Source organism: Thermomicrobium sp. 4228-Ro (assembly GCF_026241205.1).
In the GTDB taxonomy this organism is placed as follows: Bacteria; Chloroflexota; Chloroflexia; order Thermomicrobiales; family Thermomicrobiaceae; genus Thermomicrobium.
Window position 1 is genome coordinate 218,253 of sequence record NZ_JAPFQM010000006.1, and the last position, 22,763, is coordinate 241,015.

25 protein-coding genes are annotated in these 22,763 nt (G+C 64.7%); 12 read left to right on the forward strand and 13 right to left on the reverse strand.

All coding sequences use genetic code 11. The annotated features are described in order from the left end of the window. Nucleotides 1-5 precede the first annotated feature (5 nt). From OO015_RS10540 to OO015_RS10550, 3 genes are all read left to right on the forward strand, one after another. Nucleotides 6-566, forward strand: a complete 561-nt coding sequence (locus OO015_RS10540) for a cysteine hydrolase family protein (protein WP_265941221.1) — start codon at nucleotides 6-8, stop codon at nucleotides 564-566. Nucleotides 567-672: 106 nt separating this feature from the next. Continuing rightward, entirely contained in the window at nucleotides 673-2,247 is a 1,575-nt protein-coding gene (locus OO015_RS10545) for a GMC oxidoreductase (RefSeq protein ID WP_265941222.1), read from the forward strand. 131 nt (nucleotides 2,248-2,378) lie between these two features. Next, nucleotides 2,379-3,731: a serine hydrolase domain-containing protein gene (locus OO015_RS10550; RefSeq protein WP_265941223.1), complete on the forward strand. Its 1,353-nt coding sequence runs from the start codon at nucleotides 2,379-2,381 to the stop codon at nucleotides 3,729-3,731. A gap of 18 nt (nucleotides 3,732-3,749) precedes the next feature. Here the strand turns inward: OO015_RS10550 and OO015_RS10555 are convergent, their stop codons facing one another. The 6 genes from OO015_RS10555 to OO015_RS10580 form a co-directional block, all read right to left on the reverse strand. After that, on the reverse strand, nucleotides 3,750-4,529 hold the full coding sequence (locus tag OO015_RS10555; protein WP_265941224.1) for an SDR family NAD(P)-dependent oxidoreductase: 780 nt from the start codon (nucleotides 4,527-4,529) through the stop codon (nucleotides 3,750-3,752). Nucleotides 4,530-4,987: 458 nt separating this feature from the next. Next, on the reverse strand, nucleotides 4,988-5,869 hold the full coding sequence (locus OO015_RS10560; protein WP_265941225.1) for an NAD(P)-dependent oxidoreductase: 882 nt from the start codon (nucleotides 5,867-5,869) through the stop codon (nucleotides 4,988-4,990). 120 nt (nucleotides 5,870-5,989) lie between these two features. Continuing rightward, nucleotides 5,990-6,604, reverse strand: coding sequence for a nitroreductase (locus OO015_RS10565; RefSeq protein WP_265941226.1), 615 nt, complete (start codon nucleotides 6,602-6,604; stop codon nucleotides 5,990-5,992). A gap of 215 nt (nucleotides 6,605-6,819) precedes the next feature. Continuing rightward, on the reverse strand, nucleotides 6,820-8,337 hold the full coding sequence (locus OO015_RS10570; RefSeq protein WP_265941227.1) for a YifB family Mg chelatase-like AAA ATPase: 1,518 nt from the start codon (nucleotides 8,335-8,337) through the stop codon (nucleotides 6,820-6,822). Nucleotides 8,338-8,374: 37 nt separating this feature from the next. Further along, complete coding sequence (locus tag OO015_RS10575; protein ID WP_265941228.1) at nucleotides 8,375-8,740, reverse strand: nucleotidyltransferase domain-containing protein; 366 nt, start codon at nucleotides 8,738-8,740, stop codon at nucleotides 8,375-8,377. Beyond that, nucleotides 8,709-9,107 (reverse strand): HEPN domain-containing protein, encoded by a 399-nt coding sequence (locus OO015_RS10580; protein ID WP_265941229.1) that lies wholly within the window; start codon nucleotides 9,105-9,107, stop codon nucleotides 8,709-8,711. Before OO015_RS10580 ends, OO015_RS10575 begins: the two co-directional genes overlap by 32 nt. Before the next feature lie 313 nt (nucleotides 9,108-9,420). Between OO015_RS10580 and OO015_RS10585 the strand changes: the two genes are divergently transcribed. From OO015_RS10585 to OO015_RS10610, 6 genes are all read left to right on the forward strand, one after another. After that, complete coding sequence (locus OO015_RS10585; protein WP_265941230.1) at nucleotides 9,421-9,873, forward strand: Hsp20/alpha crystallin family protein; 453 nt, start codon at nucleotides 9,421-9,423, stop codon at nucleotides 9,871-9,873. A 34-nt stretch (nucleotides 9,874-9,907) separates the two neighbouring features. Next, nucleotides 9,908-10,579, forward strand: coding sequence for a BON domain-containing protein (locus OO015_RS10590; protein ID WP_265941231.1), 672 nt, complete (start codon nucleotides 9,908-9,910; stop codon nucleotides 10,577-10,579). Between the two features lie 528 nt (nucleotides 10,580-11,107). Continuing rightward, complete coding sequence (locus OO015_RS10595) at nucleotides 11,108-12,484, forward strand: BMP family ABC transporter substrate-binding protein (RefSeq protein ID WP_265941232.1); 1,377 nt, start codon at nucleotides 11,108-11,110, stop codon at nucleotides 12,482-12,484. A 101-nt stretch (nucleotides 12,485-12,585) separates the two neighbouring features. Next, nucleotides 12,586-14,133 (forward strand): ABC transporter ATP-binding protein, encoded by a 1,548-nt coding sequence (locus OO015_RS10600; RefSeq protein ID WP_265941233.1) that lies wholly within the window; start codon nucleotides 12,586-12,588, stop codon nucleotides 14,131-14,133. Then, a complete protein-coding gene (locus OO015_RS10605; protein WP_265941234.1) occupies nucleotides 14,130-15,296 on the forward strand; it encodes an ABC transporter permease in 1,167 nt (388 codons plus the stop codon). The genes OO015_RS10600 and OO015_RS10605 overlap by 4 nt, the downstream gene beginning before the upstream one ends. Further along, nucleotides 15,274-16,152, forward strand: a complete 879-nt coding sequence (locus OO015_RS10610) for an ABC transporter permease (RefSeq protein WP_265941235.1) — start codon at nucleotides 15,274-15,276, stop codon at nucleotides 16,150-16,152. Before OO015_RS10605 ends, OO015_RS10610 begins: the two co-directional genes overlap by 23 nt. Before the next feature lie 90 nt (nucleotides 16,153-16,242). Here the strand turns inward: OO015_RS10610 and OO015_RS10615 are convergent, their stop codons facing one another. Genes OO015_RS10615 through OO015_RS10645 form a run of 7 tightly spaced genes read right to left on the reverse strand, consistent with a single transcriptional unit; the run spans nucleotide 16,243 to nucleotide 20,634 of the window. Further along, complete coding sequence (locus OO015_RS10615; RefSeq protein ID WP_265941236.1) at nucleotides 16,243-16,923, reverse strand: FliO/MopB family protein; 681 nt, start codon at nucleotides 16,921-16,923, stop codon at nucleotides 16,243-16,245. Next, the gene (gene fliN / locus OO015_RS10620; RefSeq protein ID WP_265941237.1) at nucleotides 16,920-17,306 is read right to left on the reverse strand and encodes a flagellar motor switch protein FliN; all 387 of its coding nucleotides are present in this window, start codon (nucleotides 17,304-17,306) and stop codon (nucleotides 16,920-16,922) included. The genes OO015_RS10615 and fliN overlap by 4 nt, the downstream gene beginning before the upstream one ends. Continuing rightward, on the reverse strand, nucleotides 17,282-18,289 hold the full coding sequence (locus OO015_RS10625) for a flagellar motor switch protein FliM (protein WP_265941238.1): 1,008 nt from the start codon (nucleotides 18,287-18,289) through the stop codon (nucleotides 17,282-17,284). The genes fliN and OO015_RS10625 overlap by 25 nt, the downstream gene beginning before the upstream one ends. An 11-nt stretch (nucleotides 18,290-18,300) precedes the next feature. Further along, nucleotides 18,301-18,843 carry a flagellar basal body-associated FliL family protein gene (locus OO015_RS10630; protein ID WP_265941239.1) on the reverse strand — a complete coding sequence of 181 codons (543 nt, stop codon included), beginning with the start codon at nucleotides 18,841-18,843 and terminating at the stop codon, nucleotides 18,301-18,303. Nucleotides 18,844-18,858: 15 nt separating this feature from the next. Then, complete coding sequence (locus OO015_RS10635) at nucleotides 18,859-19,578, reverse strand: flagellar motor protein MotB (protein WP_265941240.1); 720 nt, start codon at nucleotides 19,576-19,578, stop codon at nucleotides 18,859-18,861. Nucleotides 19,579-19,581: 3 nt separating this feature from the next. Next, nucleotides 19,582-20,385 carry a flagellar motor protein gene (locus OO015_RS10640; protein WP_265941241.1) on the reverse strand — a complete coding sequence of 268 codons (804 nt, stop codon included), beginning with the start codon at nucleotides 20,383-20,385 and terminating at the stop codon, nucleotides 19,582-19,584. A gap of 18 nt (nucleotides 20,386-20,403) precedes the next feature. Next, nucleotides 20,404-20,634, reverse strand: coding sequence for a flagellar FlbD family protein (locus OO015_RS10645; protein ID WP_265941242.1), 231 nt, complete (start codon nucleotides 20,632-20,634; stop codon nucleotides 20,404-20,406). A 258-nt stretch (nucleotides 20,635-20,892) separates the two neighbouring features. Here OO015_RS10645 and fliP point away from each other — a divergent pair, with 258 nt between their 5' ends. From fliP to OO015_RS10660, 3 genes are read left to right on the forward strand one after another with little or no spacing between them, the layout of a single operon-like run. Further along, a complete protein-coding gene (gene fliP, locus OO015_RS10650; RefSeq protein WP_265941243.1) occupies nucleotides 20,893-21,690 on the forward strand; it encodes a flagellar type III secretion system pore protein FliP in 798 nt (265 codons plus the stop codon). A 10-nt stretch (nucleotides 21,691-21,700) separates the two neighbouring features. Continuing rightward, nucleotides 21,701-21,970, forward strand: a complete 270-nt coding sequence (fliQ, locus tag OO015_RS10655; protein ID WP_265941244.1) for a flagellar biosynthesis protein FliQ — start codon at nucleotides 21,701-21,703, stop codon at nucleotides 21,968-21,970. Nucleotides 21,971-21,980: 10 nt separating this feature from the next. Continuing rightward, nucleotides 21,981-22,763: a flagellar biosynthetic protein FliR gene (locus tag OO015_RS10660; RefSeq protein ID WP_265941245.1), complete on the forward strand. Its 783-nt coding sequence runs from the start codon at nucleotides 21,981-21,983 to the stop codon at nucleotides 22,761-22,763.

The following is a 22,763-nucleotide window of genomic DNA, read 5'->3' on the forward strand; positions in this document are numbered from 1 at the left end:
GCAGTATGAAGCCGGCAGTTCTGGTCATCGACATGCTGAACGATTTCGTGACCGGTCGGCTCGGCAACGAGCGTGTCCGGAGCGTCGTTGTGCCTCTGCAAGGACTCCTCGAGCGGGCGCGGGCTGCAGGGATACCGGTGGTGTACGTCGGGGACGCCCATCTGCCGAGCGATCCGGAAATGGCTGTGTGGGGTCCGCATGCGATGAAGGGGACGAAGGAGGCAGAGACGATTCCGGAACTCGCACCGCAGTCGAGCGACATCGTGTTAGAGAAGCGGACATACAGCGCCTTCTACGAGACGGGGCTCGACCTGCTGCTCCGGTCGCTCGGTGTCGATACCGTCGTGATCACCGGTCTGCATACGAATATCTGCTGTCGGCATACGGCTGCCGATGCGTTCGCGCGGGCCTACGCGATCGTGGTTCCTGAGGACTGCGTCAACGCCTTCACGGAAGAGGAGCACCGCGAGGGGATCGCGTACCTGCACCGCGTGTACGGTGCGCGCATCACGACGAGCGAGGAACTCGCGCGCGAATGGGCAGCACGCCAGACGCTTGTCGGTTGAGTCGCGACGCATCGGCGCACGGCCTTTCCGCAGCGGACACTGTGGAAAGGGTCGCCAGCATCGGTCGAAACCGGATTAGGCCGACCGCGGCACAGCAGTGAGAGGGATGCGCTCGCAGCGAGTACGCTACGACGTCGTCATCATCGGAACAGGAATGGGCGGTGGGACGCTCGCAGCCGGGCTCTGCGACACCGGGCTGCGCGTGCTTCTCGTGGAACGCGGCGACTTCCTGCCAGTGGAGGCAGAGAACTGGCAGGTCGATGCAGTCTTCGGCGCACGCCGGTACCGTACCCGCGAGACCTGGCTCGACGGCGAGGGGCGGCCGTTCGTCCCGAACCTGCATCCCTGGGTCGGCGGGAACACGAAGGTCTACGGCGCCGCGCTGGTACGCCTGCGGCGCGAGGATCTTGTACCGGTCGAGCATGTCGAGGGAATCTCGCCAGGCTGGCCGATCACCTACCAGGACCTCGAACCGTATTACTACCTGGCTGAGCAGCTGTATGGCGTGCACGGCTGCACCGGCGACGACCCGACTGAACCGCCACGCTCTTGCCCCTACCCGTACCCACCCGTCCCGCACGAACCATTGGTCGCGGAACTGGCCGAAGGGTTGCGTCAGGTAGGCCTCCATCCCTCCGCGCTCCCGCTCGGGGTCGACTTCGGCCCGCAGGGCAGGTGCGTCACCTGCCAGACCTGTGACGGGTTTCCTTGCCAGATCCATGCCAAGGCGGATGCCGACATCCGGGCGGTCCGGCCTGCGCTCCGGTATCCGACCGTGCAGCTGCTGACACGGACCGTCGCACGCCGCCTCCTCACCGATACGACCGGCCGGCGGATCCGTGCCGTCGAGGTGGAAACTGGCGGGCAGGTCTCCGAGATCGTGGCCGAGCAGTTCGTGGTGGCCTGCGGGGCAGTCCACTCGGCAGCGCTCCTGCTCCGTTCGGCAAACGACAAGCACCCACAGGGACTCGCGAACCGATCGGGTGTCGTCGGGCGGAACCTCATGACACACCACAACACGTTGCTCATGGCGATCGACCGGGGGCGTCCCAATCCGACGACGTTCCAAAAGACACTCGCGGTCTTCGACTTCTACTGGCGGACGCCGGACTTTCCGTATCCAGCTGGCTCGATGCAGCTGATCGGCAAACGATCGCCAGAGACGATCACGCTCTCGTTCCCCGGTATCGCAGCGGAGGACGCTCGTGAACTGGCCGCTCACAGCGTGGACTGGTGGCTGCTCTCCGAGGACCTGCCCCATCCGGACAACCGGGTGACGGTCTCGCGTGGCGGGCAAATTCGGCTCGACTGGCGACCGACGAACTGGGCGGCGCACGCGGCGCTCCTGCGCACCGCGCGTGCGGTATTGGAGGCGTGCGGATATCGCGAGTTCCTCGTGCAACCGATCGAGATCGACGGCGTCGCGCACTTCTGCGGAACGGTGCGCTTCGGAGACGATCCCGCGACATCCGCCCTCGATCCCACCTGCCAGGCGTGGGAGATCGAGAATCTCTGCGTAGTCGACGCGTCAGTGTTCCCGTCCTCGGGAGCGGTCAATCCGGCGCTGACGGTCGCAGCGCTGGCACTCCGGGCGGCCGATCGGTTGCGGCGGCAGTTCGGCATTCGAGCACCGGTCCGCGATACGATCGCACGGCTGGCCGGTGCAGTCGGCGGTGACTGAGGCCGAGCTGGACAGCCGCTCCCGCGCAGGCGAAAGCCAACGGCACCTTGACGAGGCAGAACCCTGGACACAGTTGCGCAGTGGCCCGCGGCACGCGATAGTGTGGTACGCCACGGGATGGGGGGTAGGGCATGTGTGCAACCGCGAGACTCCCGGACGTCATCGCCGAAACGTGCCGGGCATGCAGTGTTCCGGGCATGGCGGTGGGAATCATGACCGAGAGTGGTCGCGAAACGTTCGTCTACGGCGTGGCGAGCGTCGACACCGGGTGTCCGGTCCGTCGCGACACGCTCTTCCAGATCGGCTCGATCACCAAGGTCTATCTCGCGACACTGGCCATGCAGCTGGTCGAGGAAGGAAAGCTCGCCTTGGACACGCCGGTGGTCTCGTACCTTCCGGACCTCCAGCTGGCTGATCCGGCAGCGCGCGAGACCATCACGCTGCGTCACCTCTTGACGCACACGAGCGGACTGGAAGGCGATCGGTTCGACGACTACGGCTACGGCGACGACGCGCTGGCACGGTACGTTGCGGGGCTGCGCGCAGCGCGGCAGATCCATCCACCCGGCCGCTACTGGAGCTACTGCAATAGTGGTTTCTCGCTCGCTGGACGCGTGATCGAGGTAGTGACCGGACAGTCCTTCGAGGAGGCGATGCGGGAGCGCGTCTTCAGACCACTCGGGTTGGAGCGCACATTCCTCTTCGCTCAAGAAGTCCTCGGCTATCCCTTCGCCTCCGGTCACCGGACAGACGCCCGGGGCCGCCCCGAGGTGGTGCGTGACTTCGTCTTGCCGCGGAGCGTGCATCCGGCTGGTGGTATCTGGGCGACGATCGACGACCTCTTGACCTTCGCCGCGTCACACCTGGGGATGCAGCCGGCAGGCGCGCGGCTGCTTTCGTCCGAGGGTCGCGCGCAACTCCAGACGCCGCAGGTGACGGCCGCGAACTGGGCAGACGCCTACGGACTCGGCTGGGCTATCTGGTCGATCGGAACGACACGGGCGATCGGGCACGGTGGTTCGACCAACGGGTTCCAGGCGCACCTCACGCTCCTGCCGGAGCAGCGCGCGGCGGTGGCGATCCTGACGAACCACGAGCGAGGGAGTGCAGCCTACGTCGAGATCGAGACCTGGCTCCTGGCCGAGCGGTTCGGTCTTCGCCCGGCGTCACCACGGCTGGTCACGCTACCGGAACCGGAGCTCGCTCGTCTGGCCGGCACCTACGTGTATCCGCTGGCGCGGATCAGCGTGCGGGCAGCGGCTGGCGGGCTCTGGCTGGAGGCGGTGCAGACGGGTGGGCTGAGCCGGCAGCAGCAGGAACGGCCGCTGCCACCGCTGTTCCTGCGACCGATCGGCCGGACGGTCTTCACGAGCGGGCCACCGCGTGCCGTGCCCAACCGGGTCGACTTCGTGTTCGAGAACGACGCGACGCACCCGCGGTGGATCCGCGCCTTCGGCCGGCTGGCCGAGCGGACGAGCGACTGAGCCTTCCAGTGCGCTGCCTCACCAAGCGGTCCAGCCGCCGTCGACCGGCAAGGTCACGCCGGTGATCATGCTGGCGGCATCGGAAGCGAGAAAGACGACCGCTGCGGCGACCTCCTCCGGCGTCGCGAGGCGGCCGAACGGGATGCGGCGCAAGACTTCCTCGCGAAACCCAGGGATCCGTTCGAAGTAGGGGCGGGTCAACGGCGTCTCGACGAAGGTCGGTGCGACGGCGTTTACGGTGACGTTGTAGGGAGCCCATTCGATCGCCAGCACCTTGGTCAGTTGTGAGACCGCCCCCTTGCTCGCACAGTAGGCAGCACGGTCGGCCATGCCGACGAGCCCCATCGTCGAGCCGATGTTGACGATCCGACCGGCGCGCTGGGCGACCATGTACCGTCCGACCGCCTGGCAGCAGAAGAAGAGTCCCTTGGCGTTCGTCTCCATGATCGTATCCCAGGCGTCCTCGGTTACCTCGAGCGCGGGCTGAGGAATGTTCAGTCCAGCGCTGTTGACGAGGATGTCGATGTGACCGAATCGATCGTAGACTTCGTCGGCCATCCGCCGGATCTGCACGACGTCGCGAACGTCGACCGCGACTGGATAGGCCTGTCGGCCGCGCGCTTCGATCGCCTGGCAAACCGCGGCAAGCCGGTCCAGCGAGCGGCCAGCGACCGCGACATCGGCGCCCGCTTCGGCGAGAGCGAGCGCACTCGCATACCCCAGGCCAGACGAGGCACCGGTGACGAGTGCGACCTTGCCGTCGAGCCGCCAGTCCAGCAATGTACGATCCTCGATCATGTCCCGCCTCCATTCTTTCCGTGCCTGAAGGCAGTTTCGGAAAACGGCCGAAACGGTGCAAGAGGGAACAGATCGGCTGCGTGCCCTGAACAGGGTTCGGGTGATCGTGCAATCTGTTGCGTTTTTGTCACGCTACGGTGACAGCGGAGTCGTATACTGAAGCTAGGCCCCGACGATTCGAGGCCGGGAATCCGACACCCGAAAGGGGAGTAGGAAGCCCGAACTGAGGATCGTCGGGGTCGTTTTGTGTTCGGCCACACACTGCGTTGAGCCTGCTGTGCGCGAACTGCTCTCGTGCAGCCGGGATTCCGTCGTTACTTGCTTTCCGTCACTGCTGGGACAGCGACACCAACTCTGTCAACAGTTCCAGCCGGCCGTGCCGATCGGACTTCGTCTCGCAGGGGCGAACGTCCAGTGCGGACGCGCGCCGGTGCCGCCGACCGGCCGACCCATCCGCGTCAGGCGTGACCGATGCCGGCGTGCGCTTCGATCACCTCGAGCAGCGAGGCGAAGTCCCGGTCGGCCTTGCCCGTCGCGATCGCCTCGAGGGCATGCTGGCGGACGAGATCGGCAATCGGGAGCGGTGTCGCAGTCGCTTCAGCGAGGTCGAGGGCGAGGCGTATGTCCTTCAGCCCCAACGCGAGGCGGAAGCCAGGCGGATCGAAGCGACGCTCGAGGAGCGTGCGGCCATAGCGCTCGACCAGGGGCGAGGAATAGACAGCGGCAGCGACCTCGAAAAAGCGCTGGCGCGGGACGCCCGCCTTCTCGACGAGGACGAACGCTTCGCTGAGGAGCTCGACCAGCGACAGGATGAGGAAGTTCCCAGCGAGCTTGACGGCATGCGCCTGCTCGGGGCGCTCGCCGATGACGAACTGTTGCGGCCCCAGCGCGGTGAGCGCTGGCTGGAGTCGCTCGATCGCGGACGAAGGCCCGGCGACGACGAGCCGCAATGCACCCTGTGCAGCAGCGTCGGGTCGCCCGAAGACGGGTGCTGCCACGTAGTGCTGGTGGCGCGTCCGGTGACGCTCGGCCAGTTCGGCCGAGTAGCGGACGCTGAGGGTGCTCGAGGCGACATGGATACCGTCGCGCGGGAGTCCGGCCAGGATTCCGTGCGGTCCAGCGACGACCGCCTCGGTCGCGGCATCGTCAGCCAGCATCGTGAAGACGACACCGACCTCGGCAGCCTCGAACGGTGTCGCCGCGCGGACCGCGCCCAGCGCGACGAGTTCGTCCGCCCGTTCCGGGGTTCGGTTCCAGACCACCACGCGATGTCCGGCGCGGAGCAGAGCCTGCACCATCCCGCGCCCCATGTTCCCCAGCCCGACGAAACCGATGTCCATCGCCTGGCCTCCCTTCCCGATCGCGGTCCGATGCGCGAGCCGACTGTGCGAAGCGTACCGCACATCCACAGAGCGGAGGGCAACGAGGCGAACGCAGCCAGCGAGAGCTGGCTCCGGCCGTCAGCGATGCGAGCCTCGAAGAACACGCGCGAGGGCATCCTGCGCCAGCGCGGTGTCGAACCAGACGGTACAGTCGCTGGCCGGGCGACGCGCTGGTGGCTCTGGAACGGTAGCTGGAAAACCGAGATAGACGAAACCGAGGAGAACTGCACGGTCGGAGAGGCCGAAGAACGCTTTCACGGCCGGATCGTCGATCGCGCGACCGGTGCGCCAGATCGCGCCGAGACCGAGCGCGTGAGCGGCCAGCAGCATGTTCTGGATAGCTGCCGCACCCGCGGCGATCTCGTCGAGGAGCGGCCGGTTCGGATCAGGTTCGACCGCGACGGCGACGACGACTGGCGCGCGGAGCGGCTTCTGCCGGATCACCTCGCGCTTGTCGGGAGAGAGTGCGGGATCACGCGCCAGCACGTCGCCGAGCGCGAGGCGCGCCGCACCGGTCAGGACGAAGAACCGCCACGGCTGGGTGAGGTGGTGGTTCGGAGCCCAGACGGCTGCTTCGAGTACTCGTTCGATCAGCTCGCGCGGCACCGGATCCGGCCGCACCCTTTTGACACTGCGTCGCTCGCGGATGGCGGTGAGGATAGCTCGTGCCTCGCTGGTCATACATTCGCTCACGGTGACTGCCTTCCCGAAAATTCCGAGCAATACACTCGGGTTCGAGCCTAGCCGCTCGGCGGACCGCGGTCAAGCAGGAAATGGTGAGCGGCTCGACGCATGGAGCTAGCTTCGGGCTCGTGCTCGCTCGGCTGCGCGCACGAACAGCGATCAATGCTGCTGGTCGAAGCACGACAGCGCTGACGAGTCAGCCTGGGTGAGCGGGTACACCAGGCTCAACCGAGATCCTGCGGTCGATACTGGAGCGCCTCGGCGACGTGTACCGCGGCGATACGCTCCGAGCCAGCCAGATCGGCGATCGTGCGCGCCAGTTTGAGTACCCGGTGATAGGCGCGGGCCGAAAGACCGAGCCGCTCGATCGCGGCGCGGAGCATCCGCTCGCCAGCGTCGTCGAGCTGGCAATAGCGGCGGATCTCGGGCGGTGTCATGTCGCTGTTCAAGCGTCGGGGGTCGCCGAAGCGGCGACGCTGCACCGCGCGTGCTGCCTCGACTCGGGCTCGCACCGCTGCCGAGGGCTCACCGGTACGGTGGTCAGCGAGCTTCTCGTACTCGACGCGCGGGACATGCAGATGAATGTCGATCCGGTCGAGGAGCGGTCCGGAGATCCGTTTCCGGTATCGGTTGACCTCGTGCGCGCTGCAGGTGCAGGGACGGAGCGGATCGCCATGATAGCCACAAGGGCAAGGATTCATGGCAGCAACTAACAAGAAGGAGGCAGGGTACGTAACAGCGCCGCTGGCCCGCGAGATGGTGACGATACGGTCCTCGAGCGGCTGGCGCAACACCTCGAGGACCCGTGGGCTGAATTCCGGTAATTCGTCGAGGAAGAGCACCCCGCGATGGGCGAGCGTCACTTCGCCCGGGCGCGGCCAGGCGCCGCCGCCGATCATCCCAGCGTAGCTCACGGTGTGGTGCGGCGCACGGAAGGGACGGTGCCGGACCAACGGCGATCCGCTGGGGAGGAGACCAGCCACCGAGTAGATCCGGGTGACCTCGAGTGCCTCCTCGCGCGTGAGCGGCGGTAGGATGGTGGGAAGTGCCCGGGCGAGCAGCGTCTTGCCGGCGCCCGGTGGGCCGACGGCGAGCACGTTGTGGCCGCCAGCAGCTGCGAGCTCGAGCCCTCGCTTGACATGCTCCTGGCCCTTGATCTCGGCGAAGTCGATGCCCGACGCTGGGTCTCCGTCCAGCTCGACCGGCGTCGGACCCACCGGCGCGATCGGTCGACTACCGGCCAGGTGCGCGATCAGCTCGCCGAGATGCCGAACCGGGATGACCTCGATCCCCTCGACCAGTGCCGCTTCGGCCGCGTCCTCGGCTGGTACGATCGCCCGGCGTAGACCGTGCTCGCGGGCAACGCCGACCATCGGCAGAACGCCGTGCGTGTGGCGTACCGTCCCGTCGAGGGAGAGTTCGCCGAGCACGACGGTGTCGTCGAGGTCGGCCGCGACATGCCCGGAAGCCAGGAGGATACCGAGCGCGATGGGCAGATCGTAGGCAGGGCCTTCCTTCCGGATATCGGCCGGGGCAAGATTGACCGTGATGCGGCCGCTCAACGGTATCCGCGCGCCGGAGTTCCGGATGGCTGCGCGGACTCGTTCCCGCGATTCCTGGACAGCGGTGTCGGGGAGGCCGACGATCGTCAGACCGGGATTGCCGGGACCGATGAAGACCTCGACCTCGACGAGCACGCCATCGAGCCCCACCACTGCGCAGCTCCGGACCCGCGCGAGCACGCTCCACCCTCTCTCCCGCTGCAGCGACACCCGCGCTTCATTCTACCGGCGAGTCGGATTGTCCGGTACCCTCGGCGGGAAAGAGAACGATCCCGCACCGCGTCATCGCCGCCAGGGTGGGAGCCAGCCGGGCCGCCTCGGAGGCAGCGTACACATGCGGTTCGGGGCGGGGCACACCCGCAGCGACGAGCGCCTGCCAGACGATACGGAACGCGTCCTCCCGCGGCGGATCGGCATAGACGACGAGCGCATCGACGTCGCTCGCGACCGTCGCTCGCCCGCTCACCCAGGAGCCGAAGAGGACGACACGTTCCAGCGGCAAACACTCCGCCAGCGCAGCGACCGCCTTCTGGAGGCGCGCGAGTAGTTCCTCACGCGTCAGTTCCGGCCACGATACGCGCACAGAATTCCACGACTCGTTGTGCATGGGCGAGAGCCCGCTCCGCTTCGCTCCGCGTATACAGTTCCCGCGGTGCACCGCTCGGATGCACATCCGGATATCGCGCCGCGATGTATCCCTTGTCCAGCTCGAGTGCAGCCTCGATGAGATCTTCGGGCACTGGAACTTGCGCGGCGAGGGACCGGAGCAACGCCGCGACGGAGTTCCCCCAGGCTTCCGCGCCCTTGCGCTGGAGAGCACCCTTGACCGCCTTTTCGGCGGCTTGCTGGGCGGCGAAGACGGTCCAATCGTAGAAGCCACCGGAACAGGCATGCCGCGCCAGCGCGAGGTCGCCCTCTGCTTGCTCGAGCCAGTCTCGACTGCGTTCCATCCAGTGCCTCCACGAGGCTGAGGATACCAGATGGGAAGCCCAGCACCCGTGCAGTGCGCTGTTTCGTCCCGGTGCTTCGCTCCGAGCGCGCGAATGGATACCTCGAGCCGAGCGGTATACTGCCAACATCGGTCGCTGCCGAAGCGATCCAAGCGAGGTCACGCCTCACCGTTCGGGTGGCACGGTTGCCGTTACAAATGCGTTACAAAGCGTATGCGACTCCTTGACACGGGTCGTATCAGCATGGTATATACGACCGTAGAGAGCGGCGAGCACGGAGAACGGCTCGCTGAGTACAGGAAGGAGGGGAACCATGCTGGAGCGTTGGAATCCGGTGGCCGAGGCTGAACGGATGCTGACCGAGATGAATCGCCTCATGTCGGAGGTGTTCGAACGACCGCTCGTGCGGGCACGGGTACTGGCCTGGAGGCCAGCGACCGATGTCTACGAGACCGGGGACGCACTGGTCGTACGGCTCGCCGTACCGGGGGCGAAGCCCGAGGACCTCGAGGTGACGGTCGAGCAGAACGTCGTGACCGTCCGCGGGAAGTACGGCTACCGCCTCAGCGAAGACGAGGCCAAGCAGGCGACGTGGTACCGGCGCGAGATCACGACCGGTGAGTTCGCCGAGAGCATTACCTTGCCGGTACCGGTCAATCTGGAAGGTGCCAAGGCGACCGTCGAGAACGGTATCGTCACGCTGACGTTCCCGAAGGCCGAAGAGGCTCGCGTGAAGCGGATCCCGGTCCAGATTTCCGGTAGTTGAGGCCCTGGGGAATGACAGGAAGGGAGGGAGTCGTATGCCGCGCGTGCGAACGGACGAGGAGATCCAGCAGGACGTCCTGGACGAACTTGACTGGGACCCCGAAGTCGAGGTGACGGACGTCGGTGTCACCGTCCATGACGGTGTGGTCACGCTGACCGGAACGGTCGACAGCTTCCTGAAGAAGTGGGCGGCCGAACGGGCTGCGCTCCGCGTCGAGGGTGTCCGGGCGGTCGTCAACCACATCGAGGTCGTGCCGCGTGGACTCGGCGTGCGGACGGACGAGGACATCGCGCGTGCGGTGGCGACCGCGCTGGAGGAGAATCCTGCCATTCCGCATGACCGGATCAAGATCCGGGTCGAAGAAGGCCGGGTGACGCTCGAAGGCGAGGTCGACTGGCACTACCAGCGACGCGAGGCGGAAGAGACTGCGCGCCGTATCAGCGGCGTCAAGTCGGTCATCAACCTCATCACCGTGCGGCAACCGACGGTCGCGCCGGACGACATCAAACGACAGATCGAGCAGGCCTTCGTCCGGCACGCTGAAATCGACGCGGAGAACATCCAGGTGCGGGTGGAAGAAGGCGGCCACGTCATCCTCTCGGGCACAGTCCGCTCCTGGGCCGAGCGGAAGGAGGCCGAGGAAGCAGCCTGGCGCGCACCCGGTGTGACCAAGGTGACGAACCTGATCCGTGTCCAGGTGCCGTGACGGATCGATCAGCAGCGCCGACCCCGGGTCGATGGCCCGGGGTCGCTCGTTTCGCATTCGGTGAGGGGGCGAGCACTTGCCACAGCCTCCGGCTTTTGTGCCAGTCGAGTGGTGTTTGCCCTCGATCGCCTGGCTGTCCTTCAGCGTAGCGCACGAAACCGTTGACCGAAACCTGCACTCGCTGCACGATCGAAGGCTCTTGACGGCTCAGACACTTCCGACGTACTCTAGTGGCGTGGCTTCATGCGGTAGTGTCGAGCACTGGAGGCAGGGAGCCGCTCTACCGTAGCGAATCGGGTCGAACGTTTTTGATGCGCGACGCAGGAGGTGGCGCGGCGGTTAGTATTTTCTTTTTCCGAAACGTGGGGGTGCTGATGAGAGAACCGCCGACTTCGGTCAGTGTTCCCGCGCGTGCGTTTGCAGGTAGCGATTCTGTCTTGTGGAAGGGAGGTGTCCCTGAGGGAAGCACCGATGATCTCGCCTCGCTGAATCGGCGCATTGGAGGAAGGCTCTGAGGAGGAGACGACGATGGCAGAGAACTTCGGCCTGTTCGAACGCAAACTGTCGCGCCGGTCGATGCTCCGTGGCGGACTGCTCGGTGCAGCCCTGCCTGCAGTGAGCGCGCTCCTCGCGGCCTGCGGCGGTGGAGCGACACCGACGCCGACTACGGCACCGGCGGGGCAGACGCCAGCCAGTGGACAGACACCGGCCGCTGACAAGACTCCAGCGGCGGCGCAGACGCCAGCAGCCGCCCAGTCGCCGACCGAGAAACCGGTGGTGTTCGCAATCCTCCACTTCAGTGTCATCGAAGGGACGACGTGGTCCGGTGCGCACAACCGGGCAGGCAAGCGGCTGGCCGAGAAGTACCCGAACGTGAAGTACATCTATCGCGAGCAGGTCAGCCCGGATCAAACCGTCCCGTTCGCAGAGGAGATGATCGCCAAGGAAGGCGCCAACATCATCGTCGGGAATGCCGAGTTCATCGGCATGCCGCTTCTCGATATTGTCGATAAATACCCGGACAAGATCTTCGTCGCGGTGACGACCAGCGATCTCACCACCCGGCCGAACTTCATCCGCATCTTCCCGCGCCAGTATCAGTCGCTCTATCTCGAAGGGCTGATCGCCGGCGCCCTCACCCAGACCGGTAACGTCGGTATTGTCTCCGCCTACCCGAACCTGCAGGTCCTACGACGGCAGGCAGGCTTCATCCTCGGAGTCCAGGAGGCTGCCAAGCGGCTGAACAAGCAGGTTCAGATCCACATCAAGTACGTCGGCGACTGGTACCTCCCAGCCGAGGAACGCGCGGTCGCCGAGACGCTTGCGACACAGTACAACTGTGACGTGCTGACGCAGCAGACGGACTCCGGGTCGACCCTGGACGTCTGCAAGGCTCGCGGCCTCTGGTTCGTCGGGAAAGACATGGACACTGTCTGCTTCTACAAGTGGGCGACGACCGATACGGTCGCCATCTCGTTCGATACGCGCTGGGAAGTGGTCTACGACAAGATCATCCAGGCCTACATGAAGGGCGAGAAGCCGTCGGAGATCATCTTCCCGGGCATGGAGTCGAAGATCACGCTCGCCGACGGGACGGAGGTGACGACGACCGACATCATGAACGACTGCAAAGTCGGGATTGAGGCGATCAGCCCGAAGGCCAAGGCACTGCTCCCGCAGGAGATCGTCGATCTGGTTGCTGAGCGGCGTGAGGGAATGCGCAAAGGCGAGTGGGATCCCTTCACCGAGCACGCGCTGGTCAGCAACGGAACAGGGCTCGAGGTAGAGGGTCTCCCGATTCCGCCCAAGGGGACAGTGGTCAAGGCGGCTGGCGAGAAGCCGACCGACGAGTTCCTCTTGCAGAAGATCAATTTCGACCTGGACGGCGTCAATATCTTGCCGTAAGGACGGAGGACATTAGGGAAGCGCGGGCGGGCAGCGAGGACTGACGGGCGTTGGACGGTCCCGCTGCTCGCCCTCTTCGCAGAGTGACGAGGCAGGGAGTCGTGACGAAACCACTATCCGAGCCCCGAGCAGGACGGGTCGTCCTCGAAATACGCGGGATCACCAAGCGCTTCGGTTCGGTCGTCGCCAACGACCACATCGACCTCACGATTCGCGCTGGGGAGCTGCACGCGATCCTCGGCGAGAACGGTGCTGGCAAGACCACGTTGATGCGCATCCTGTTCGGCGAATTGCAGCCGGACGAAGGAGAGATCTACCTCAACGGCCAGCGCGTTCACTTCCGGAGTCCACGCGACGCGCTCCGCCACGGCATCGGGATGGTGCACCAGGAACGGAAACTGATTCCCGCGCACACTGCACTGGAAAACATCATTCTCGGCCACCCGAAGACCGGTGCGATCCTCAATTTGCGCGAAGCAGAGCGGGAAGTCAGCGCACTCTGCGAGCGCTATGGCTTCCGGATCCCCTTGCACGCCAAGGTCTGGCAGCTCTCCGAAGGCGAGAAGCAGATCGTCGAGATTCTCAAGGAGCTCTACCACGGGGCGCGCATCCTCATCCTCGACGAGCCGACTTCGGTCCTCACGCCACCTGAGATCGTCAAGCTGCTCGAATCGCTCACCCGGTTGGCCAAGGAAGATCTCGCGGTCATTCCGTTCATCACGCACAAGCTTCCCGTGGTGCTCGAGTATTGCGATCGCGTGACGATCCTCCGGCGCGGGCGCGTCGTCGGCGAGATGGAGACGCAGCAGGCGACCGAGCGGACGCTGGCTGCTGCGATGGTCGGTCGTGAGGTGCTTCTCCAACTCGAGCGTGTCGAGGTACCGCTCGGTGAGCCGGTCCTAGCAGTCCGTGACCTCTGGGTGCGCGACGACCGCGGGCTCTTTGCCGTGCAGGGCCTCTCGTTCGAGGTACGCGCGGGCGAGATCCTGGGGATCGCTGGCGTTGCCGGTAACGGGCAGGAGCCGCTCGCCGAGGCATTGGCGGGACTCCGGGCGGTCGAGCGCGGCACGATCACGCTCGAGGGCAACGATATCACGCGGGCTCCAGCGCTTGACCGCTGGAAGCGTGGTCTCGGGTACGTACCGACGGAGCGCCGCACGGTCGGATCGATTCCGACGTTCTCGCTGGTCGAGAACGTCCTCCTCAACTATCACTTCGAGCCAGCGTTCTCCCGCTGGGGCGTGCTCGCGATGGCACGAGCGCGTGAGCTGACCGAGCGGATCCTCGACGAATACAGTGTCGTCGCGAGTGGCCCGGATGCACCGGCCAAGTCGCTGTCTGGTGGGAACCTGCAGAAGGTCATTCTGGGGCGCGTGCTCTCTCGTCGCCCGCGCTTCCTCATCGCGTGCCACCCGACGCACGGACTGGACGTCGGTGCAGCCGAGTTCGTGCAGCGGAAGATCCTGGAGGCCAAGAGGACTGGTACAGCGGTGCTCCTCATATCGGAAGATCTCGATGAAATCCTGGCACTGAGCGATCGTATCGCGGCGATCTACGAGGGGCAGTTCACGGGTGTCGTACCTGCCCGAGATGCGACGAAAGAACTGATCGGCGAGCTGATGGCTGGATTGCGACGGGAGCGCGTATGAGGGCAGTCATCGGCGGTTACGCCATCCGCATCGAGCGCCGGGCCGATGTGCGCTGGTGGCATACTGCACTAGCATCCGTTCTCGCGATCCTGGTCTCCTTGTTCTTGGTCGGTATCGCTTTCGTCCGGGTAGGTGCTGATCCGCTCGAGGTGTACAGCGAAATCATCAAGTATGCGTTCCTCAGCGAGTTCGGTCTGCCCCAGACGATCAACCGGGCAACCTTCGTGCTTCTGGCAGCCTTCTCCTTGATCGTCCCGCTACGGGCGGGTCTCTGGAATATCGGTATGCCGGGACAGATCTTCGCGGCGACGTTGGCAGCGTTCGGGGTCGCCTATGCGTTCGGTGCGAAGACATCGGTGAACGCACAGATCTCTGGAGTCCTCGTTATCCCGTTGATGCTCCTGGCTGCTCTCGCCGCGAGTGCGGTCTACGGTGCGATCCCGGGTTTTCTCCGTGGTCGTCTCCAGGTCAACGAGATCGTCACGACGATGATGCTGAACTGGGCAATGGTATGGATCGTCGCCCATATGATCCGCGAAGGTGGGCCCTTCATGGGCCGGACAGCCGAGGGCGAGGGCTTCACGCTGCCGACCGCCCTGCGGGTACCCCAGGTCTTCGACCTCCCAGTGACGGTCTACGCTGCTGTCGTCCTCTCGGTACTCCTCACCGTGTTCCTTACCAAGACGACGCTCGGGTACCGTATCCGAACGTTCGGCGAAAGCCCGCGGGCTGCCGAGTATGCCGGTATCGACGCGACCCGGATCAGTACGCTCGTCTTTGCGATCGGTGGCGCCTTCGCCGGGCTGGCAGGCTTTCACTATTTCCTCGGGGTTCCGGGTGTGTACAAGATCCCGAAGAATTACGCGGACTTCGGTGATTTCAGCTTCTACGGTCTGATCACCGGTCTCATCGCGCGGAACAACCCGATCGCAGCCATACCGGTCGCTATCCTGTTCGGCGGCGTTTCCGGTGGCGCGCGCTTCATGCAGGGAAAGTTGCGCCTCGCCTTCGGGATCGACTACGCGTTGCTCGGTGTCTTGATGATCATGATGGTCGCCTTCCAGGCCCTGGCGCAGTTCTCACTCCGCATCGAACGAATCGTTCCGGCACCAGCTGCTCAGCTAGAGAGGGGCGAAAGCCGTGTCGAATCTCCTCATCATTAGTCTGGCGGCTGCAGCAGTCTTCGCCATCGCTGCGCTCGGCGAACTGCTCGAACAGCGAGCTGGAATCCTCAACGTCGGACTGGAAGGAGTGATGCTCCTCAGCGGAACCTTCGGGTTCATCGTGGCGAAGACGAGTGGAAGTTACCTCGAGGGGTTTCTCGTGGCGATCCTCACCGGAGCAGCGGTCGGATTGCTCCACGGGTTTTTCTCCATCACGCTCGGGAGCAACCAGGTCGTCAATGGTATGGCGATCTGGATCCTCGGCTTCGGGCTCACGACCTACATCGGCTACCCCTACACCGGGCCGCTCGGACTGACCCCGTTCCCGACGATGGGTGGACTCCCTGTCTTCTTCTTCGTCGCGCTGGTGCTGGCCGTGGCGCTCTGGTTCTTGCTCTACAAAACGCACCTCGGTCTCAAGTTGCGCTCCGTGGGCGAAGACCCCTCGGTCGCCGAGGCCTCGGGTATCTCGGTCACTGCGATGCGCTATCTTGCGGTCCTCCTGGCTGGTATGCTCGTCGGTCTGGCTGGCGCCGTCTACTCGCTCGTCTACAACCCGGTGTGGAGTTACAACTACCTGCAGGGTTGGGGCTTCATCGCGCTCGCCCTCGTCTTCTTCTCGCTCTGGAACCCGTTCTTCGTCATCGCTGGTGCAGTCTTCTTCGGCGTACTCTGGCAATTGTCACTCTACCCAGAACTCCTGTTCCCGAACGTCTTCTCGCGCTACATCTGGCGCGCTATGCCGTTCCTGATCACCATCGTCGTCTTCGTCCTGCTTTCCACTCGCTGGTTCCGCCTCCGCTGGGGCGCGACCAAACCGGAAGCGCTGGGCGTTGCCTACCAGCGCGAGAGCTGACAGGACGAGGGTACACGACCAGCTATCAGCCTAGATGCAGACCGGCTCTCCTCTCCACCAGTACGGGCCCGGCGTTCACGACCAGGGCCCTCACGGCATTTCCTGATGGCGTGCTGATGGAGCCTCGGGAATGTGACCGAACCGTTGCGCTCCTTGCGCCGGCTGCGTGATCGTCTCCGTTCCGGTTGGCGTTTCGAGGATCCGCCAGGGGCGCAGGAGGCGCGCCTGGAGCACCTCGCGGAACGGTGGAAGAGTTGCTTGCCCGAGCAGGGTGCTGCTTCCCTGGGTCTTCAGGATTTCGATTTCCTCCGGTCGCAGCTCGGTCAACAAGGAGAGCCCACCGGTTCCCACTCCGACAAGAAGATAGCGCTCACCGAGCCGGACGATATGCACGACACCGCTTCCGGCCAGCGAGAGCGTATCGACTAATTCGAGGAGCTGGGTCCGGGAGCTACCGGCTGCTACCCGGCGATTGAGCGTCCGCAGGAGACGGATCGTCGCGTAGGCAGCGATCAGGACGATCAGGGTCGGCACCAGCATGGCACCGAGGAGATCCCACGAGGAGACATCCGGCGTGCCGACCGTCACTCGTTCCGACTCGAGTTCCGCATAGCCGCGAGCGAGAAAACCGTCGCTCGCTGGTGTGGGAGGCGCTGGCCCAGCGGGCTGCCCGGAACGACCCGCCCAGACCAGCCCGACGAGGAGCGCAGCGCCGAACACCAGGAGCGGGGGTACCCAGCGACGGTGCAGAACCGAGCGCACGACGCTCACGGGTTTCCGCCTCCACCGAGCCGCTTCTCCGGCGAGACGATCTCGGTGATCCGCACGGCGAACTTCTCATCGACGACGACGACCTCCCCGCGTGCGATCAACGTCTTGTTGATCGTCAGCTCGACCGGTTCGCCAGCCAGCCGATCGAGCTCGACGACCGAACCGGGCCGGAGGCCAAGGATGTGCTTAATCCGCATTCTCGCCGACCCCAATTCGGCCGTCAGTTCGACCTCGACATCGCGCAAGAATTCGAGACTGCGGTGTCCGTCACCGATCGGCTGATCGCGCAAGTCAGCGAAGCGGGCCTCCTGTACCGGCGTTTCCGATGGTCGAACCGCACCGGACTCTCCAGGGGGCCTCAGGGTGTCGTCATGGTCGGCCATAGTGCTGTGCCTCCTTCCCGATCGAGCGCGTCAGGGCGTGGCCACTCCTCCGTGACCGTACCAGCGATCCGCACCGCGAGCGAGCGACCGCGTTGTCCGGGGAACGCGTAAAAGCAGGGTTCGTTCTCGACATAGACAAGCAATGGGAACGAGATGTCCTGGTCGAGGACGAGGACGTCACCGGCTTCGAGTTGCATCAGCTCCTCGACCGTCAGGCGAGCACGGCCAAGCTCGACCCGCATTTGGAGCGGTACCTCTTCCAGCTGCGCCGTCAGGTCGGCGATCACCTGGGCACTCGTCCCGCGTCTCGGATTGGCGAAGAGGACGCGGGCATTGAGGCGCGGCAAGATCGGCTCCAGCGTCGACGACGGCAAGACCACCTGGCACTGACCTTCGCTGTCGAAGAGACGGAGTTCGTGGCGGACGATCAGCACGATCTCGCTCGGCATCAACCCCTGAATCTGCTGGCCGGAAAGGACGACCTCACACGGCTGCGGGTACAAGCGGATGACCTGTTCCCAGGCATTGGCCAGTTCCTGGAAGAGGCCGTTGCCGAGTTCGCGGAGGAGCAGGAGCTCGATCTCGGTGATCGTGGTTGCGGTGAAGGGAGGACGTTCCTCGCCAGCGCCACCGAGCAGACGATCGACCAGCCGCGAGGCAGTCGCGAAGTCGATTTCCAGGATGGCCCGACCGACCAGTGGCTCGAGCTCCGCCAGGAAGAGCACGACCTGCGGCGGCAAGTTATCGACGTAATCCCCGAGCGTCATTTGCTCGACCGGGCCGAGCTCGCTGTGGACAGCTGAGCGCACCTGCCCGGAAAGGTAATTCGACGCGAAGCGGTCGAACGCTTCGTGGATACTCTGGATCGAGCGGATGTGGTCTTTCGAGAACTTATCGGGGCGCCGGAAATCGTACGGTATCGGCTTCCCGCGCTCGCGTCGGGTAGCACGGGGCGTCGCCGTTCGGACGCGACTCGCAGACATGGGCGTCTCCCTCACTGGATGACGAACTGGGTGAGATAGACCTCCGTGATGTGATAGTCCCCGAAGGCTGGCTGGAGCTTCTCGGCCAGCTCTGCCTTGAGCTGTTCCTTTCCTTCTGGCGTGGAGAGTTCCTCCGCAGTCTTCGAGCTCAGTACCATCGTCAGGGTGTCCTGGATTTTTGGCCACACGTGCTCCAGCTCCGTCCGCAGGGGATCGGTCGCGCTGCCGCTGCCTCCATGACCACCTCCACCGCTTCCGGCAGTCAGCTTCTCGTAGGTCTTCTGGTCGACCGCGACCTCGACCACCACCTCGGTTTTGAGATATCGGTAGCCACCCGGATCGGCCAAGTTGACGATCCGCTCACCCAGCGACACTGTCAGGTGCTGTTCAGGTTGCGCTGCGGAACCGCTATCGGACGGCTGATTGATCGTGATGTTGAGGACGAACGGTGCTGCACCAGCACCACCGAGCAGGAAAAAGCCGGCGCCGGCGAGAATCAAGACGAGCGGGACGAGCACGAACAGGATCCGTTTCGACAGCAATCGCTTGAACATCCGCTACCCCTCTGCTCACGGCACCGCACCGAAAGCCGCCTGCAGGATCACGATATCGACTCGCCGATTCTTGCGCCGCCCCTCGAGTGTATCGTTGGGCGCGCGCGGTCGGAACTCACCGTAGCCGGCAGCGCTGAGTCGCTCCGGAGGCAGGCCGGCGACATCAGTGAGATAGCGCACCGTGTTCACCGCGCGCATGGCCGAAAGCTCCCAATTGTCCGGGTACGCAGCGGAGGGTGGCGGCGTGTTGTCGGTATGGCCTTCGACCCGGATCGCATTCGGCAGCGGCTCGACGATCGCCGCGATACCGTCGAGCACGCGCTGCGCCTCGGGTCGTAACTCGGCCTGGCCGGGTGGGAACAGGACAGCGTCGGACAGGTGGATGACGATGCCTTCCGCAGTCAGCTCGACCTCGGCGTCCTGGCGGTCGAGGCCGAGGCGCGTAAAGAGCGAGGCGACCTGCGCGCGCACACTCAGGTACGCGTTGAAGCGCGGATCCTGCTCGAGCGGCGTCACGAGCGACTGACCAGGTGGCGGCGCCGACAGGACATCGAGATTGAACGCTGCGCGCAAGGACGAAGCGACCTGCTGGAACTTTTTGAGGTCTGCCTGCGAGATCGAATACATGACCACGAAGAAGATGAGCAAGAGCGTGATCAGGTCGGCGTAGGTGATGAGCCAGCGCTCGAGGTTCTCGTGCTCGCCCTCGTGGTGCTTGCCGCGCCGGCGCGCCATCGATCACTCCCCTCCGGGAGCCATGGCCCGCGCGCCGACGGCCGCAGCCTTCTGCTCGGTTGCACGGGCCTGCGGCGGCAGGTGCACGAGCAGCTTCTCGCGCAGCATGCGCGGATTCTCGCCCGCCTGGATACCGAGCACGCCCTCGATGATGAGCTGCTTTTCCGCCACCTCCTCCTTGCTGCGCAGCTTGAGCTTGTTGTGGAGCGGGAGCCACAGGAGATTCGCCGTCGCCACACCGTACAGCGTTGCCAGGAAGGCGACAGCGATGGCTGGCCCGAGCGACTCGGGATCCTTGAGCGAACTCAACACGTGCACCAGTCCCATAACCGTGCCGATGATCCCCATGGTCGGGGCGAAACCGCCCATGGTCTGGAAAATGCCGTAGCCGCGGGCATGACGCTGTTCCATCGCCTCGACGTCGGCGTATAGGATCTGCTCGGTCAGTTCGGCATCTGTGCCATCCACGACGAGCATGATCCCCTTCTTGAGAAAGGGATCCTCGATCGGGTGGTTCTCGAGAGCGAGCAGCCCGTCACGGCGCGCGATCTCGGCCAGCTTGACGATTTCCTCCACGAGAAGTGCTCGGCGATCCGGTGGTGTCTTGATCGCTTTCATGATCAGTTTCGGCAACCCGAGCATGTCCTTGAGCCCGTAGCTCGTCATCGTCGCACCGAACGTTCCACCGAAGATGATCATGTAGGCAGTGATCCCGATCAGCGAAGAGAGATGCCCACCTTCGAGGACGAAGGCTGCGATCAGCGCTCCGAATCCCAGCACAATGCCGAGAATGGTAGCAAGATCCATGGGCTCGCTCCCTCCCGCCTAGCTCTCGCGGTGCAGGTCGGGCACCGCGGAGCGCACGCTGTCGCTTAGCGTGCCGATGCTCCGTCGATAGGCCAGCACGCGCTCGATGACCTCATCGACCGACTCACGAACCATCAAGCGACGGCGAGTCACCAGAACGATGACAGTCTCCGGTACGGACTCGACAGTCTCGATCAGCTCGGCATTGACGACGACGCGCATTCCGTCGAGGCGCGTCACATCGATCATCATCCCGCTCCCTCAGGTGGCGGCGAATCCGACCGCCGTATCGAGGATTTCGGCAGGTCTCCCTCCATCGCTGTCTGGCCAAATAGTCCTAGGGCAGGAGCCCGAACGAACTGTCCGAACAGCGATGCGGCCGCACTAGTGTTTCGGGACACCGGTCTCGGCGCGAATCCTGACAGGTGATCGATGCTGTCCTGCTCGTACTCGGGTTAGGCTGCGGCAGCAGACGCTGCTTGAGCGGGTGGGGTGGTGCCGAGCGCGATGGGCAACAGACCGGAGCGGGCAAGAGAACAGGTTCGGCGACGCGCCAAGCTGCTCCTGGCTGCAGGTATCGTTGGGCTCCTGACGAGCGCCTGTGCGATGACCGCGAACATGGGCTCCACGCAGATCCAGGTGCAGAGCCAGCCAGCGAACGGGAGTAACAACCCGGTCGCCGCCGGGCTCGAACTGGTGTTCCTCCTGACGCTGGTCAGCCTCCTTCCGACTATCCTGATCGTGATGACCTCCTTCACCCGGATCGTCATCGTGCTCTCCTTTGTCCGCTCGGCGATCGGCGTTCCGCAATTGCCCCCCAACCAAGTCCTGATCGGCCTCTCGCTGTTCCTGACCGTCTTCGTCATGGCACCGACCTGGCAGGCGATCAACCGCGATGCCTTGCAACCGTACCTACGCGGAGAAATCGACCAACGTACCGCGTTCGAGCGAGGACTCCAGCCACTCCGCGACTTCATGTTCCGGCAAACGCGCGAGCGCGACATCGCCCTCTTCATGGATCTCGGCAAGTTGCCGCGACCACGCAACCCCGATGACGTCCCGACCTGGGTCCTGGTCCCCGCATTCATCCTGAGCGAGCTCAAGACGGCCTTTACGATGGGGTTCGTGCTCTTCATCCCGTTCCTGGTCATCGACCTCATCGTCTCGAGTACCTTGATGGCCATGGGGATGATCATGGTCCCGCCGGTCGTGATCTCTTTGCCGTTCAAACTCTTGCTCTTCGTGATGGTTGACGGTTGGGACCTTCTCGTCCGCTCGCTCGTCACGAGCTTCGGTACCGGCTAGAGGGGGAACCGTGAACGAAGCGCTCTTGTTGGAACTCGCCCGCGCAGCGATCACGACGACGCTGCTCGTCTCGGCGCCGATCCTGCTCACTATCCTGGTCGTGGGACTCCTGGTGAGCGTCCTGCAGGCGGTGACGCAGGTCAACGAGCAGACGCTCGTCTTCATCCCGAAGATCGTCATCACTTTCCTGATCCTGCTCTTCGCCGGTTCGTGGATGGGACGCCAGCTCGCCAGTCTGGCAACCGAACTCTTCCTGCTCCTACCGGTGTTGCGCCGCTGAAGGAGTCACGATGGAGGTCAGTACGCCACTGATTCCGAGTTCGATCGCCCTCTTTGTCCTCATCGTGACGAGGATCGGGCTCGTCCTGACCCTCCTACCGGGGTTCGGTAGCCAGGCAGTTCCGCTGCCCGCACGCGTCCCGCTGGCCGTCGTCCTGGCGTTGGTCTTGTCCCCGTTCGCGCCGGCGGGAGATAACGCGTTGAGCCTGCCGTTCGTTTTCGCCGTCGCGCTCGCGCGCGAGATCGTGATCGGTCTCGCCCTGGGACTCGCCGTCGCGGCCGTCTTCGCTGCCATCGAGATGGCGGCGTCACTGATCGGCTACCAGCTCGGGTTCGGGCTCGCTGCAACGTTCAACCCAGCCTTCGGTACACACGGCACGGCACTGAACACGCTCTATCTCACGCTCGCGGCCCTGGTGTTGTTCGGGACCAACGGACACCATCTTCTCATCGGAGCCTTGGCCCGGACCTTCGCGCTCCTCCCCCCGGGGACCAGGATGCCCGACGCAGACACGCCGCTCGCGCTCATCGGTCTCACCGGAGCGATGTTCGCCGATGCACTCCGGATCGGTCTTCCGATCGCGGGATCGCTCCTCGTCGCCGATATCGGACTCGGACTCCTGAACCGGATGGTTCCGCAGATGAGCGTCTTTTTCGTCGGGCTGCCGGCCAAGATCCTCCTGGGCTTTTTCGTCCTGCTGCTCTCGATCCCGTTCCTGCTCCAACTCCTGGCCGGCGTGACGACTGACGGTCTCATCGGCGCCGTGACGCGCGTGCTCCTGGCTGCGAGGTGA

What these genes read in the sequence shown, in the direction of transcription:
- OO015_RS10595 (WP_265941232.1), top strand. Translation starts at nt 11,108, where the DNA reads ATGGCAGAGAACTTCGGCCTGTTCGAACGCAAACTGTCGCGCCGGTCG.
- fliN (WP_265941237.1), bottom strand. Translation starts at nt 17,306, where the DNA reads ATGGCCGACCATGACGACACCCTGAGGCCCCCTGGAGAGTCCGGTGCG.
- OO015_RS10640 (WP_265941241.1), bottom strand. Translation starts at nt 20,385, where the DNA reads ATGGATCTTGCTACCATTCTCGGCATTGTGCTGGGATTCGGAGCGCTG.
- OO015_RS10645 (WP_265941242.1), bottom strand. Translation starts at nt 20,634, where the DNA reads ATGATCGATGTGACGCGCCTCGACGGAATGCGCGTCGTCGTCAATGCC.
- OO015_RS10635 (WP_265941240.1), bottom strand. Translation starts at nt 19,578, where the DNA reads ATGGCGCGCCGGCGCGGCAAGCACCACGAGGGCGAGCACGAGAACCTC.
- OO015_RS10630 (WP_265941239.1), bottom strand. Translation starts at nt 18,843, where the DNA reads ATGTTCAAGCGATTGCTGTCGAAACGGATCCTGTTCGTGCTCGTCCCG.
- OO015_RS10590 (WP_265941231.1), top strand. Translation starts at nt 9,908, where the DNA reads ATGCCGCGCGTGCGAACGGACGAGGAGATCCAGCAGGACGTCCTGGAC.
- OO015_RS10625 (WP_265941238.1), bottom strand. Translation starts at nt 18,289, where the DNA reads ATGTCTGCGAGTCGCGTCCGAACGGCGACGCCCCGTGCTACCCGACGC.
- OO015_RS10580 (WP_265941229.1), bottom strand. Translation starts at nt 9,107, where the DNA reads ATGGAACGCAGTCGAGACTGGCTCGAGCAAGCAGAGGGCGACCTCGCG.
- OO015_RS10550 (WP_265941223.1), top strand. Translation starts at nt 2,379, where the DNA reads ATGTGTGCAACCGCGAGACTCCCGGACGTCATCGCCGAAACGTGCCGG.
- OO015_RS10545 (WP_265941222.1), top strand. Translation starts at nt 673, where the DNA reads ATGCGCTCGCAGCGAGTACGCTACGACGTCGTCATCATCGGAACAGGA.
- OO015_RS10555 (WP_265941224.1), bottom strand. Translation starts at nt 4,529, where the DNA reads ATGATCGAGGATCGTACATTGCTGGACTGGCGGCTCGACGGCAAGGTC.
- OO015_RS10605 (WP_265941234.1), top strand. Translation starts at nt 14,130, where the DNA reads ATGAGGGCAGTCATCGGCGGTTACGCCATCCGCATCGAGCGCCGGGCC.
- OO015_RS10560 (WP_265941225.1), bottom strand. Translation starts at nt 5,869, where the DNA reads ATGGACATCGGTTTCGTCGGGCTGGGGAACATGGGGCGCGGGATGGTG.
- OO015_RS10585 (WP_265941230.1), top strand. Translation starts at nt 9,421, where the DNA reads ATGCTGGAGCGTTGGAATCCGGTGGCCGAGGCTGAACGGATGCTGACC.
- OO015_RS10660 (WP_265941245.1), top strand. Translation starts at nt 21,981, where the DNA reads ATGGAGGTCAGTACGCCACTGATTCCGAGTTCGATCGCCCTCTTTGTC.
- fliP (WP_265941243.1), top strand. Translation starts at nt 20,893, where the DNA reads ATGGGCAACAGACCGGAGCGGGCAAGAGAACAGGTTCGGCGACGCGCC.
- OO015_RS10540 (WP_265941221.1), top strand. Translation starts at nt 6, where the DNA reads ATGAAGCCGGCAGTTCTGGTCATCGACATGCTGAACGATTTCGTGACC.